Annotated in this window: 11 protein-coding genes; 7 read left to right on the top strand and 4 right to left on the bottom strand. The window is 55.5% G+C overall.

Annotated elements, in window-relative coordinates:
- Positions 1-5: 5 nt before the first annotated feature.
- The 3 genes from rbsA to kup all read right to left on the bottom strand — a co-directional run bounded on the left by rbsA (position 6) and on the right by kup (position 3,992).
- Positions 6-1,511 carry a ribose ABC transporter ATP-binding protein RbsA gene (rbsA, locus tag AFK63_RS18575; protein ID WP_038866440.1) on the bottom strand — a complete coding sequence of 502 codons (1,506 nt, stop codon included), beginning with the start codon at positions 1,509-1,511 and terminating at the stop codon, positions 6-8.
- Between the two features lie 7 nt (positions 1,512-1,518).
- The gene (rbsD, locus tag AFK63_RS18570) at positions 1,519-1,938 is read right to left on the bottom strand and encodes a D-ribose pyranase (protein WP_038866439.1); all 420 of its coding nucleotides are present in this window, start codon (positions 1,936-1,938) and stop codon (positions 1,519-1,521) included.
- A 182-nt stretch (positions 1,939-2,120) separates the two neighbouring features.
- Positions 2,121-3,992 (bottom strand): low affinity potassium transporter Kup, encoded by a 1,872-nt coding sequence (kup, locus tag AFK63_RS18565; protein WP_038866437.1) that lies wholly within the window; start codon positions 3,990-3,992, stop codon positions 2,121-2,123.
- Between the two features lie 220 nt (positions 3,993-4,212).
- On the opposite strand from kup, the gene ravA reads away from it, so the two are divergent.
- Entirely contained in the window at positions 4,213-5,712 is a 1,500-nt protein-coding gene (gene ravA, locus AFK63_RS18560; protein ID WP_038866434.1) for an ATPase RavA, read from the top strand.
- The gene (gene viaA, locus AFK63_RS18555; RefSeq protein ID WP_038866432.1) at positions 5,706-7,157 is read left to right on the top strand and encodes an ATPase RavA stimulator ViaA; all 1,452 of its coding nucleotides are present in this window, start codon (positions 5,706-5,708) and stop codon (positions 7,155-7,157) included. Before ravA ends, viaA begins: the two co-directional genes overlap by 7 nt.
- Positions 7,158-7,159: 2 nt before the next feature.
- On the opposite strand, the gene asnA is transcribed toward viaA, so the two are convergent.
- Positions 7,160-8,152: an aspartate--ammonia ligase gene (gene asnA / locus AFK63_RS18550; RefSeq protein ID WP_038866430.1), complete on the bottom strand. Its 993-nt coding sequence runs from the start codon at positions 8,150-8,152 to the stop codon at positions 7,160-7,162.
- 153 nt (positions 8,153-8,305) lie between these two features.
- On the opposite strand from asnA, the gene asnC reads away from it, so the two are divergent.
- From asnC to atpI, 5 genes are all read left to right on the top strand, one after another.
- Positions 8,306-8,764 carry a transcriptional regulator AsnC gene (asnC, locus tag AFK63_RS18545; protein ID WP_004386178.1) on the top strand — a complete coding sequence of 153 codons (459 nt, stop codon included), beginning with the start codon at positions 8,306-8,308 and terminating at the stop codon, positions 8,762-8,764.
- 89 nt (positions 8,765-8,853) lie between these two features.
- Positions 8,854-9,294, top strand: coding sequence for an FMN-binding protein MioC (gene mioC, locus AFK63_RS18540; protein ID WP_038866428.1), 441 nt, complete (start codon positions 8,854-8,856; stop codon positions 9,292-9,294).
- A 380-nt stretch (positions 9,295-9,674) separates the two neighbouring features.
- The gene (gene mnmG, locus AFK63_RS18535; protein ID WP_038866425.1) at positions 9,675-11,564 is read left to right on the top strand and encodes a tRNA uridine-5-carboxymethylaminomethyl(34) synthesis enzyme MnmG; all 1,890 of its coding nucleotides are present in this window, start codon (positions 9,675-9,677) and stop codon (positions 11,562-11,564) included.
- Positions 11,565-11,621: 57 nt separating this feature from the next.
- Entirely contained in the window at positions 11,622-12,245 is a 624-nt protein-coding gene (gene rsmG / locus AFK63_RS18530; protein ID WP_038866423.1) for a 16S rRNA (guanine(527)-N(7))-methyltransferase RsmG, read from the top strand.
- Between the two features lie 611 nt (positions 12,246-12,856).
- Positions 12,857-13,237, top strand: a complete 381-nt coding sequence (gene atpI / locus AFK63_RS18525) for a F0F1 ATP synthase subunit I (RefSeq protein WP_038866421.1) — start codon at positions 12,857-12,859, stop codon at positions 13,235-13,237.
- Position 13,238: the final 1 nt, after the last annotated feature.

The raw sequence follows: 13,238 nt of genomic DNA, 5'->3' as shown, positions 1-13,238 counted from the left end.
GTCTTTTACTCCTGGGTCACGCGATTGAGCTTGCCGACAGCCGCCGCCATCAGCAGTTCCTGGGTGGCCTGCTCGCGTGTGAATTCACCGCCGAGATGCCCTTCATGCATCACCATGATGCGATCGCTCATCCCCAGCACTTCCGGCATCTCCGAGGAGACCAGGATGATGCTCAGCCCTTCGGCTTTGAACTGGTTAATGAGCTGATAAATTTCTTTTTTGGCGCCGACGTCCACGCCGCGTGTCGGTTCATCAAGGATCAGCACTTTCGGGCGCGTCATTAATCCGCGGGCGATCGCCACTTTCTGCTGGTTACCGCCAGACAGCAGGCCTATAGCCTGATCCATTGAGGGCGTTTTCACGTTAAAAAGGCGGATAAAATCGCTGACGGCCTGCTGTTCATCTTTATGCTTCAGACTGCCGACATCGCGGCTGAAATAGCGCAGTGCGGTCAGCGACATGTTTTCTTTCACCGACATGCCGAGCACCAGCCCGTCGCGCTTACGATCCTCGGAAATATAAACGATGCCGTTCGCCAGACCATCCTGCGGCGAGCGCGTCACCACGTCGCGGTTATCCAGCGTGACGCTGCCGCCCGTGCGCGGCAGCGCGCCGTACAGCACTTTCATCAGTTCGGTTCGCCCGGCACCCATCAGCCCGGACACGCCCAGAATTTCTCCCCGGCGCAGCGTAAAGCTCACGCCGTTCACGCCAGGGCCGCTCAGGTTGTCGACTTTCAGGCGGATCTCGCCCGGCGCTTTGTCGAGATGGGGGTACTGATCTTCCAGCTTACGGCCGACCATCATTTCGATAAGCGTCTCTTCCGTCAGGGAACTGACTTCACGCTCGGCGATAAACTGGCCGTCACGCATGACCGTCACGTCATCGCAGATCTCAAAAATCTCTTTCATGCGGTGAGAGATATAAACGATGCCGCATCCCTGCGCTTTTAGCTCGCGGATGGCTCGGAACAGGGAATCCGTTTCGGTATCGGTCAGCGCGTCGGTCGGCTCATCCATGATGATGACTTTCGACTCAAAGCTCAGCACCTTAGCGATTTCCACCATCTGCTGATCGCCAATCGACAGTTCGCCCACCAGACGGCGGCTGTTAAAACGCAGGTTGAGCTTCGCCAGCAGTTTATCCGCCTCGGCATACATTCTTTTCCAGTCGATTTTGCCAAAGCGGCTGACAAACTCGCGCCCCAGAAAGATGTTCTCCGCAATGGAGAGTTGCGGGATCAGGTTTAACTCCTGATGAATGATGCCGATACCGGCTTCCTGGGAGGCTTTCGGGCCGCTGAAGGCGGTCTCCTGACCAAGCCAGACCAGCGAGCCGGCGTCACGGGTATAAATACCGGTGAGCACTTTCATCAGCGTGGATTTACCGGCGCCGTTTTCTCCCACCAGCGCCATAACGCGCCCGGCATAGACGTTCAGCGTCGCGCCAGAGAGCGCCTTAACGCCGGGGAAGGATTTATCGATGCCTTTAAGCTGGAGTAATGGTTGCATGACGGCCTCAGAACGTGACGCCGGCGCAGAGAATGATATTCGCAAACGGGGAACACTCCCCGCTGCGAATGACCGCCTGACTGTCTGCGGTTTTTTGTTTGAACTGTTCATGGGTAACGTAATGAACAGCGATGGTATTTCCCTGGTGCTGCTGCAGCTGCCCGATATGGCCGAGCAACGTTTCGTGGAGTTGCGGATTATGCTGTTTAATCTCTTCTGCAAGGATTGCCGCTTCTACCTGCATTTCACGTGTCACGACATCGACGACCTGTAAAAAACCCGGCACGCCCTGGGTCAGCGCGAGATCGATACGTTCAGTCGTGGACGGGATCGGCAACCCGGCGTCGCACACCACAATGGTGTCGGTGTGGCCAAGACGCGAGATGACGGATGAAATGCCGGAATGAAGAACGGTGCCTTTTTTCATTTTATGCTCCATTAGCGAAACGTTTCGCTGATGGGGAGTTTATCCGGCAGAAAGAACAATAAACAAACATCACGTAACGAAACTGTGATCGTCATCGAAACGTTTCGCTTAAGGTAAAAAAGCGCGCGCGTTCGCCCATAAAAAAACGCCTTCCGGTGGCCGGAAGGCGTTTCGCTTAAGGATTAAATCTCTACCTGCGTTCCCAGTTCGATAACACGGTTAGGCGGGATCTCAAACTGATCCGGCGCCCGAAGCGCGTTGCGCTGTAGCAGCAGGAATAGCTTGCCGCGCAGGCGTAAATACCAGGGCCGCTTGTCGCCGATAATGAGCGACTCATGCGACATAAAGAAGGAGGTTTCCATCATCCGGCAGCTTAATCCCTCAAGCCCGCAGCGGTGGAACACCTCTTCCACATTCGGCGTTTCACGCCAGCCGTAGCTCGCCACCACGCGCCAGAACGTCGGCGACAGCTGTTCGAGCGTCACGCGTTTGACGTTATGAACGTAAGGCGCGTCTTCGGTACGCAGCGTCAGGAGGATCACACGTTCGTGCAGCACTTTGTTGTGCTTGAGGTTATGCAACAGCGCGAACGGAATAACGTTCAGCGCGCGGGACATATACACTGCCGTGCCCGGCACGCGAACCGGCGGCGATTTTTCCAGCGAGGTAATCATTGCATCGAGCGAATTGCCATGCTCGTGCATCCGGCGCAGCAGGCGGAAACGCTCGCTTTTCCAGGTCGTCATAATGATGAACATTACCAGACCCAGGCTTAACGGCAGCCAGCCGCCGGAGAAGAGTTTTTCAAGGTTCGCCGAGAAAAGCGGCACATCGACGCACATAAACGCCACCAGCATCAGCCCCACCAGAATGCGGTTCCAGTGCCAGTTTTTACGCGCTACGGTAGTAAAGAGAATTGAGGTCAGCACCATCGTGCCGGTTACTGCGATACCGTAAGCCGCCGCAAGATTACTGGAGTGCTCGAAGCTGACGATAACAATCACCACGGCGAAATAGAGCATCCAGTTCACCACCGGAATATAGATCTGGCCCGATTCCATTTCCGATGTATGAATAATGCGCATCGGCGACAGATACCCCAGACGCACCGCCTGACGGGTCAGGGAAAAGACGCCGGAAATCACCGCCTGCGAAGCGATAACCGTCGCGAGCGTCGCAAGGATGAGCATCGGGATAAGCGCCCAGTCCGGCGCCAGCAGGAAGAACGGGTTCTTGATAGCCTCAGGCGTTTTGAGCAGCAGCGCGCCCTGGCCGAAGTAGTTCAGCACCAGCGACGGCAGCACCACGGAGAACCACGCCACGCGGATAGGCAGTTTGCCGAAGTGCCCCATATCGGCATACAGCGCTTCCACGCCGGTAATCGACAATACCACAGCCCCGAGTGCGGCAAACGAGACGGCTTTATATTCCAGGAAGAAATGCACCGCCCAGGCCGGGTTCAGCGCCTGTAGCACTTCCGGGTTGCCCATAATGCCCCGCGCGCCCAATACGGCCAGGATCAAAAACCAGGCGAGCATAATTGGCGCGAAGAGTTTCCCCACCATGCCGGTGCCGTGCTTCTGAATAATAAACAGCAGCGTCAGCACGACAATCGAGAGCGGAACGATATAAGGATCCAGCGAAGGCGCGGCGATTTCCAGACCTTCTATGGCCGACATCACTGAAATAGCAGGCGTAATCACCACCTCGCCATAAAAGAAACTGCCGCCGATAAGCCCGAGGATCACCAGCACCGACGTCATGCGCGCCGAGGTATTGCGACCGGCAAGCGACATCAGCGTCAGAATACCGCCTTCGCCGGCGTTATCCGCGCGCATCACGAACGTCAGGTATTTAAAGGAGACAACAAAAACCAACAGCCAGAAAATTAATGAAAGAAAGCCAAAAACAGCGTCCCGTTCCACGCCAAACCCAAACTGGCCGGAAAGACACTCTCGTAACGTATAAAGCGGACTGGTGCCGATATCGCCGTACACCACCCCGATGGCCGCCAGCGTAATCGCAGGCAACGATTGCTTATTCTCAGTGCTCATAGACTAGTCTTCGTTGAAATCCCGTGTGCGCTTAGTCCCTTGGCCCACAAAAAGCGCACAGTATGCACGATTCGTTAAAAAATCGTACCCCTCAATCACCGACTCTTTACCCAAATCAAGCCAAATAGATAATGGCATCAATCCATTATCAGCATGAATATGAAACGTCTATACTCGCACCAGAAACCAGGCGGCGTAGTCAGAATGCAGAGTAACTATTATGGCTCAACCCAATTTATTGGCGGAAAGAATTTCACGTCTCAGCGCAGCGCTGGAAAAAGGGCTGTTTGAACGCAGCCACGCTATCCGTATGTGCCTGCTGGCGGCGCTGAGCGGCGAGAGCGTCTTTTTACTCGGCCCGCCCGGCATTGCCAAAAGCCTGATAGCCCGACGGCTGAAATTCGCGTTCCAGCACGCCCGTGCTTTTGAATATCTGATGACGCGATTCTCCACGCCGGAAGAAGTGTTCGGGCCGCTCTCCATTCAGGCTTTAAAAGATGAAGGCCGTTATGAACGTCTGACGGCGGGTTATCTGCCGGAGGCGGAAATCGTGTTTCTGGATGAAATCTGGAAAGCTGGCCCGGCTATCCTGAACACCTTGCTGACCGCCATTAACGAACGTCGCTTTCGCAACGGCGCGCATGAGGAAAAAATCCCGATGCGCCTGCTGGTCACCGCCTCCAACGAACTGCCGGAAGCGGACAGCAGCCTTGAGGCGCTCTATGACCGTATGCTGATTCGCCTGTGGCTTGATCGGGTGCAGGAGAAAAACAGCTTTCGCGCGATGCTGGTCAGCCAGCAGGACGAAAATGAAAACCCGGTGCCGCCGGGGCTACAGGTCAGCGATGACGAGTATCAGCAATGGCAGACCAGTATCAGCAACGTCAAACTGCCGGACCCGGTGTTCGAGCTGATATTCACCCTGCGCCAGCAGCTTGATGCGCAGGCGAACGCGCCGTATGTCTCCGATCGTCGCTGGAAGAAAGCTATCCGCCTGTTGCAGGCCAGCGCCTTTTTCAGCGGTCGCGACGCCGTGGCACCCATCGACCTCATCCTGCTGAAAGATTGCCTGTGGCATGATGCCAGCGCGATGTCATTAATGCAGCAGCAAATAGCGTTGCTGATGACCTCCCATGCCTGGGGCCAGCATGCGATGCTCAACCGTCTGGGCGCTATTACCCAGCGCCGGATGCAGTTAGAGCAGCAGCACAGCGATAAAACGGCGCTGCGCCTTGAGAAGCAAAGCGGCATGTTCAGCCGCCGCCCGCAATACCAGTTGCCTGCGAACCTCACGGAGCCAACATTAACGCTGCTGCTGCAAAAGCCGCTTAAGCTGCATGATATCGACGTTATCCATGTGGCCTTTGCGAGAGAGGCGCTGGAAACGTGGCTGCAAAAAGGCGGCGAGATCCGCGGCAAGCTGAACGGTATCGGCTTCGCCCAGGCCCTGAATCTGGAAGTGGACGCCAGCCAGCATCTGGTGTTGCGCGACGTAAGCCTTCAGGGCACGCGGCTGTCGCTGCCGGGCGCGGCCTCAACGAGCGGCCTGCCGGAGGAGATTAAACAGCAGTTGGAAGAGCTGGATAACGAGTGGCATCTGCAACACTCGCGCTTCAGCGAACAGCAAAAATGCCTGTTTGTTGAAAGCGACTGGTTAGGGCGCATTGAGGCCAGCCTCCAGGATGTGGGCGAGCAGATTAAACAGGCGCGCCAATGCTGACAGCGGATTCACTGAATCTCATTCTGGCTATCAGTGAAGGCGAGATGATTGAAGAGATCGTGATTGCGCTGCTGGCCTCGCCGCAACTGGCGGTATTTTTTGAAAAGTTTCCCAGGCTTAAACATGCGCTGACGCAGGATATTCCGCGCTGGCGCGAACAGCTCAAAACCCGGCTGAAAGAGGCGCACGTGCCGCCGGAACTGGAAGAAGAGGTGATCGGCTATCAGAAAAGCCAGCTTCTCTCTACCAGCCAGTTTATCGTCCAGCTGCCGCAAATCAGCGCGCTGCTTAGCCGCCTCGGCTCGCCCTTTGCCGAGCAGGCTGCCCGCCTTATCGCCGATAACCCCCATTTCACACCTGCCCTGCATACGCTGTTTTTGCAACGCTGGCGGCTGAGCCTGGTCGTACAGGCCACCACTTTTAATCAGCAATTGCTGGAAGAGGAGCGGGAACAACTGCTGAGCGAAGTGCAGGAGCGTATGACCCTGAGCGGCCAGCTCGAACAGGTGCTGGTGGAGAACGAGCATTCCGCCGGGCGGCTCTGGGACATGAGCGACGGCAAGCTGCGGCGCGGCGATTATCAGCTCATCGTGAAATATGGGGACTTCCTGGCCAACCAGCCGGAGCTTTTACAACTCGCCGAACAACTGGGGCGCTCCCGCGAAGCGAAATCCGTACCGAAAAAAGAAGCGCCGCTGGAAACCTTCCGCACACTGGTACGTGAGCCCGCCTCGGTGCCGGAGCAGGTCGATGGCTTACAGCGCAGCGACGACATTCTGCGCCTGCTGCCGCCGGAGCTTGCGACGCTTGGCATTACCGAACTGGAGTATGAGTTTTACCGGCGGCTGGTGGAAAAACAGCTGCTGACCTACCGGCTACAGGGCGACGCCTGGCGCGAAAAGGTGATGCAGCGGCCGGTGACGCGACAGGATTACGACGAGCAGCCGCGCGGGCCGTTTATCGTCTGCGTCGACACCTCAGGCTCGATGGGCGGCTTTAACGAACAATGCGCCAAAGCGTTTTGCCTGGCGCTGATGCGCATTGCGCTCGCGGATAATCGTCGCTGCTTTATTATGCTGTTTTCGAGTGAAGTGGTGCGCTATGAACTGTGCGGGCGGGACGGGATCGAGCAGGCGATCCGCTTTCTGAGTCAGCGCTTTCGCGGCGGCACCGACCTGGCGAGCTGTTTTCGCGCCATCGCCGAAAAACTCCAGGGCGGCGAGTGGTTTGACGCCGATGCGGTGGTGGTTTCCGATTTCATCGCCCAGCGGCTGCCGGATGACGTGGTAAGCCAGGTCAAGACGTTACAGCAGATCCATCAGCACCGCTTTCATGCGGTGGCGATGTCTGCTCATGGCAAGCCCGGTATCATGCGCATTTTCGATCATATCTGGCGCTTTGATACCGGGATGCGCAGCCGTCTGGTGCGCCGGTTACGACGCTGACGTTACAGCAGTTCGGCAACCGCGGCCTGCACCTGCTCCGGCCATACGCCGCACTGCACCTGACCGATATGCGGCAGTTGCAACAACAGCATGGTCAGACGCGACTGCCCGATACCGCCGCCGATCGTCTGCGGCATCTCACCGTTGAGCAGCGCCTGATGCCACTCCAGCGCAAGGCGATCCTGATCGCCCGTGAGAGCAAGCTGACGTTTAAGCGCATCAGCATCCACGCGGATCCCCATTGAGGAGATCTCAAACGCGTCTTCCAGCTGCGGGTTCCAGACCAGAATATCGCCGTTAAGCCCCGCAAAACCGCCTTTGGTCGGCGTTGTCCAGTCATCATAATCCGGCGCGCGTACGTCGTGGCGTTTGCCGTCGGCGAGCTTACCGCCAATGCCAATCAGGAAGACCGCGCCAAGCTCCTTCGCTATCGCGCGCTCGCGACCTTTCGCATCCAGTTCAGGGAAACGGCGTTGCAGGGTTTCGCTGTGCACAAAGTGGATGGCGTCTGGCAGAAACGGCGTCAGGCCAAAGCGCTCCGCCGCCGCGAGCTCGGTCGCCTTGATAGCCGACCAGATGCTTTCCACCGTCTGCTTCAGCGTGCCGAGGTGACGCTCACCGTCGCCCATCACGCGCTCCCAGTCCCACTGATCCACATACACAGAGTGTACCGGCGAGAGCCTGTCTTCATCCGGGCGCAGCGCTTTCATATGCGTGTAAAGCCCTTCGCCAGCGCTGAAGTCGTGCTGGCCTAGCGTTTTACGCTTCCATTTCGCCAGCGAATGGACGACCTCAAACTGCGCCTGCGGCAGCGTTTTGACATTGACCTGTACCGCTTTCTCACAGCCGGAAAGGTTATCCTGCGTCCCGTCGCCGACACGGCTGAGGATCGGCGCCTGAACTTCAAGCAAGCCGAGTTTTTCCTCAAGCTGGCGGGAAAAGTGGGCTTTTACAAAGCTAATCTGGCGCTGGCGAGTGATGTATGCGGTTTTCATTATCGGGGGCTCCTGTACCTCTGTTGCTTTTGATTAAGCAATAAAAAAGGGGGTACACTCAATAATCCTCAATAAAAAAGGCCACTCACATTTTAATTCGCTAATATAGGCGGTATGAAAATAACGATTACTGAATAATTATAAGGAAAACGTATGGAAAATTATCAGATCGATAATCTGGACCGCGGCATTCTGGAGGCGCTGATGGCGAACGCGCGCACCGCCTATGCTGAGCTGGCCAAACAGTTTGGCGTAAGCCCAGGCACCATTCACGTGCGCGTCGAGAAAATGAAGCAGGCGGGAATTATCACTGGCGCGCGTATCGATATCAGTCCGAAACAGCTTGGCTATGACGTCTGCTGCTTTATCGGCATTATCCTCAAGAGCGCGAAGGATTACCCGGCTGCGCTCGAAAAGCTGGAAAGCCTCGATGAAGTTACCGAAGCCTATTACACCACTGGCCACTACAGCATCTTTATTAAGGTCATGTGTCGATCGATAGACGCGTTGCAGCAGGTGCTTATCAACAAGATCCAAACAATTGATGAAATTCAGTCCACCGAGACATTGATCTCGCTGCAGAACCCGATCATGCGTACCATCCGCCCGTGACGGCTATTTTTAATACCCATATTATCCACAGGTAGATCCCAGCCCCTTCACAGCGTACAATACGCGTCGTTTACTCAAGGCGGACATCCATGACAGACATTACCCTGATCAGTGGCAGCACTCTTGGCGGCGCGGAATACGTGGCGGAACACCTGGCTGAAAAGCTGGAAGACGCCGGTTATAGCACCGAAACGCTGCATGGCCCGCTTCTTGACGATCTTAAGCCTGCCGGTATCTGGTTGCTGGTGAGCTCCACGCATGGCGCGGGCGATCTGCCAGACAACCTGCAACCTTTATATGACGCACTGGCTGAACAACGTCCCGATCTCAGTAACGTTCGCTACGGCGCTATCGGTATCGGCAGCCGCGAATACGACACATTTTGCGGCGCTATCGAAAAGCTCGACGTGGTACTGACGGAATGTGGGGCTAAACGCGTCGGCGAACCGCTTAAGATCAACATTCTCGATCATGATATTCCGGAGGATCCGGCGGAAGTGTGGCTGGGATCCTGGAAAAATTTACTCTGATAGGCGGAAAGATCGCCATTCAGCTGTGGATAAAAGTGCTTAAAAGCTTGGATCAACCCGTAGTTATCCAAGGTATAAGTGTTGTTCGTTTTTTGAGTTGTGTATAACCCTCATTTCTGATCCCAGCTTATACGGTCTGGGATCACCGATCATTCACAGCAAGCGATCCCGGATAACCTTTTGATCCCAAATGGGCGATCAGGGTTATCCACAAGGGATGTCGATCCTAATAAGAGATCACAATAAAACAGATCCTTTAAATAAAAGATCTTCTTTTTAATACCAACGATCCCGGCGCTTTCTCACCAGGCTAAAGTTGAGTAGAATCCACGCCCCGGGCTAGCTAACCCTCTTTCGCACAACCGCGAGGTCATACCAACATGTTTTATCCGGATCCTTTTGACGTCATTATCATTGGCGGGGGTCATGCAGGTACCGAGGCCGCAATGGCCGCTGCACGCATGGGTCAGCAGACCCTGCTTTTGACACACAATATCGACACGCTGGGACAGATGTCCTGTAACCCGGCGATCGGCGGTATTGGTAAAGGACATCTGGTTAAGGAAGTGGATGCCCTCGGCGGGCTGATGGCGACGGCGATCGATCAGGCCGGTATTCAGTTTAGAATACTAAACGCCAGTAAAGGCCCGGCGGTTCGCGCCACTCGCGCTCAGGCGGATCGCGTGCTGTACAAGCAGGCCGTACGTACCGCGCTGGAGAATCAGCCGAACCTGATGATCTTCCAGCAGGCGGTAGATGACCTGATCGTGGAAAACGATCGTGTCGTGGGCGCCGTCACGCAGATGGGCCTGAAATTCCGCGCCAAAGCGGTGGTGCTGACGGTCGGTACTTTCCTCGATGGCAAAATTCATATCGGGCTCGATAACTACAGCGGTGGCCGCGCAGGCGATCCGCCTTCCGTACCGCTGGCGCGTCGACTGCGTGAATTGCCGCTGCGCGTCAGCCGTCTGAAAACCGGGACGCCGCCGCGTATCGACGCGCGTACTATCGATTTCAGCGTGCTGGATCAGCAGCATGGCGATAACCCGATGCCGGTCTTTTCGTTCATGGGATCAGTCAGCCAGCACCCGCGTCAGGTGCCGTGCTACATCACGCATACCAACGAAAAAACCCATGATGTAATCCGCAGCAACCTCGATCGCAGCCCCATGTACGCGGGCGTCATCGAAGGGATCGGCCCGCGCTACTGCCCGTCGATCGAAGATAAAGTGATGCGTTTTGCCGATCGTAACGCGCACCAGATCTTCCTGGAGCCTGAAGGGCTGACCAGCAACGAAATTTATCCGAACGGCATCTCGACGAGTCTGCCGTTTGACGTGCAGATGCAAATTGTCCGTTCCATGAAAGGGATGGAAAACGCGAAGATTGTGCGTCCGGGTTACGCCATTGAGTACGATTTCTTCGACCCGCGCGACCTGAAACCGACCCTTGAGAGCAAATACATTCAGGGGCTGTTCTTCGCCGGCCAGATTAATGGCACTACCGGTTACGAAGAAGCTGCGGCGCAGGGGCTGCTGGCGGGCCTGAACGCCGGGCGTTACTCCGCCGAGAAAGAGGGCTGGGCACCGGGCCGTTCTCAGGCCTACCTTGGCGTTCTGGTGGATGATCTCTGCACGCTCGGTACCAAAGAGCCATACCGCATGTTTACCTCGCGTGCGGAATATCGGCTGATGCTGCGCGAAGACAATGCGGATTTACGTCTGACCGAAGCTGGTCGCGAAATGGGCCTGGTTGATGATGCGCGCTGGGCGCGTTTCAACGAGAAGCTGGAAAATATCGAACGCGAGCGCCAGCGTCTGAGAAGTACCTGGGTGACGCCGTCTTCGACCACCGTGGAAGAGATCAACGCAACGCTCACCGCGCCGCTTTCCCGCGAGGCCAGCGGCGAAGATCTGCTGCGTCGTCCGGAAATGACCTATTCTCAGTTGACCATGCTCGCGGCTTTCGCCCCGGCGCTGGAAGACGCGCAGGCGGCGGAGCAGGTTGAGATCCAGGTGAAATACGAAGGTTATATCGCCCGCCAGCAGGATGAGATCGAGAAACAGCAGCGCAACGAAAGCACGCTGTTGCCAGCGACACTTGATTATCGCCAGGTGAATGGCCTCTCGAACGAGGTCATCGCCAAACTCAACGATCACAAACCGGCGTCGATTGGCCAGGCGTCCCGTATTTCCGGGATAACGCCCGCCGCGATTTCTATTTTGCTGGTCTGGCTGAAGAAACAGGGGCTACTGCGCCGCAGTGCCTGAGTCAACACGCTTTTCGGGCCAGCCTTTGTCTGGCCCTTTTTACATGGAAAAACCGTTGTGCTGAATACACTGACCCGCCTGCTGGATGATGCAGGGATTTCGCTGCCCGAACACCAGAAGGCGCAGCTGGTGGCCTATGTCGATATGCTGAACAAGTGGAACAAGGCCTATAATCTTACGTCCGTGCGCGACCCGAACGAGATGCTGGTGCGCCATATCATGGACAGTATCGTGGTCGAGCCGCATCTGAATGGCTCGCGCTTTATCGATGTCGGCACCGGTCCTGGGCTTCCAGGCGTGCCGCTGGCTATCGTGCGCCCTGACAGCCACTTCACTTTGCTGGACAGCCTCGGCAAGCGCGTGCGCTTTTTACGTCAGGTGCAACACGAGCTGAAGCTGGCAAACATCACACCTGTGCAAAGCCGTGTGGAGGATTTCCCCGCCGAGCCGCCGTTTGACGGCGTCATCAGCCGCGCATTCGCGTCGCTCTCCGATATGGTGAACTGGTGTCATCATCTGCCGGGTGAGCGGGGCCGTTTTTATGCGCTAAAAGGCCAGCGTCCTGATGATGAAATCACCGCGCTGCCGGCCAGCTTTGCTGTTGAAAATATCGTCAGACTGACGGTTCCCCGTCTCGATGGCGAACGGCATCTGGTTATCCTTAAAGCAAACAGAACTTAATATTTATCAAAAAAAGCAGAAATAAGCCGCGGGCCGTGTGTTGGAAAAAAGCGCAGGCCCGATCGGTATAACAACATTTTATTTCACTTTTTATTAACTTGTTTGCAGCTTAAACATAACGAAGCACCCTTTGCACCAAAAAAACAATAGTCACGCACGAAAATATAAGGGCGCTATATTCAGCGTGAGACATGATAACGGGGCGTGAATTGTTTCCCGTAGATGTCAATAAAAGGTTTTAATCGTGTTTCGGGGTGTTTTAGAAAAATTATGCGTTAAAGAGTTTTAAATACAGATAGTTATTAGGTTCGCATTCCTAAATGACCTGACAAGGTCTGCGCAGTAATTGTTTATAATGTGATCTCGTGCACGCTTTATTCGCAAGGTTCAGGCGCAATTTGCCGTTTTCGCTTTTGCTTTGAGGTTTGCAGGAAAGTTGCAAAAACACGGCCCTGAAAATTATTTAAACATTTATTCACCTTTTGGCTACTTATAGTTTGAAATCACGTGCTCGCCCCGTATAATTTGAGCGCTTTTTGAGGCTTGACTCAGAGCGTCAAAGAACGTTTTATACGACACGCGACATACCTCAAAGGGAGCAGTAGCAAAAAATGTCTGCGTCGCTTATGAGCAAAAAAGTGGCCCGCAAGCTTCTGCTCATCCAGTTACTCGCGGTGCTTGCAGCAGGATTGCTGTTTTGCCTCAAAGACCCTTTCTGGGGCCTCTCTGCATTGAGTGGAGGGCTGGCAGTGTGGCTGCCGAATGTGCTGTTTATGAATTTTGCCTGGCGTCATCAGGCGCATACACCCGCTAAAGGCCGCGTGGCCTGGTCTTTCGCTCTTGGCGAAGCGTTTAAGGTGGTTGCGACCTTTACCCTGCTGGTGGTGGCGCTGGCGTGTTTGAAGGCGGTTTTTTTGCCGCTGATGATGACGTGGGTTTCGGTGCTGGTTGTGCAGATACTGGCGCCAGCTGTAATTAACAACAAAGGGTAAG

Origin of the sequence: Cronobacter muytjensii ATCC 51329 (assembly GCF_001277195.1) — a bacterium.
GTDB lineage: Bacteria > Pseudomonadota > Gammaproteobacteria > Enterobacterales > Enterobacteriaceae > Cronobacter > Cronobacter muytjensii.
The sequence above is the reverse complement of the archived record's forward strand: the minus strand, read 5'-3'. Positions and strand labels throughout refer to the sequence as shown.

Bases quoted from the DNA above. Each gene is read 5' to 3' on its own strand.
- rbsA (WP_038866440.1), bottom strand. From the start codon at position 1,511: ATGCAACCATTACTCCAGCTTAAAGGCATCGATAAATCCTTCCCCGGC.
- rbsD (WP_038866439.1), bottom strand. From the start codon at position 1,938: ATGAAAAAAGGCACCGTTCTTCATTCCGGCATTTCATCCGTCATCTCG.
- kup (WP_038866437.1), bottom strand. From the start codon at position 3,992: ATGAGCACTGAGAATAAGCAATCGTTGCCTGCGATTACGCTGGCGGCC.
- ravA (WP_038866434.1), top strand. From the start codon at position 4,213: ATGGCTCAACCCAATTTATTGGCGGAAAGAATTTCACGTCTCAGCGCA.
- viaA (WP_038866432.1), top strand. From the start codon at position 5,706: ATGCTGACAGCGGATTCACTGAATCTCATTCTGGCTATCAGTGAAGGC.
- asnA (WP_038866430.1), bottom strand. From the start codon at position 8,152: ATGAAAACCGCATACATCACTCGCCAGCGCCAGATTAGCTTTGTAAAA.
- asnC (WP_004386178.1), top strand. From the start codon at position 8,306: ATGGAAAATTATCAGATCGATAATCTGGACCGCGGCATTCTGGAGGCG.
- mioC (WP_038866428.1), top strand. From the start codon at position 8,854: ATGACAGACATTACCCTGATCAGTGGCAGCACTCTTGGCGGCGCGGAA.
- mnmG (WP_038866425.1), top strand. From the start codon at position 9,675: ATGTTTTATCCGGATCCTTTTGACGTCATTATCATTGGCGGGGGTCAT.
- atpI (WP_038866421.1), top strand. From the start codon at position 12,857: ATGTCTGCGTCGCTTATGAGCAAAAAAGTGGCCCGCAAGCTTCTGCTC.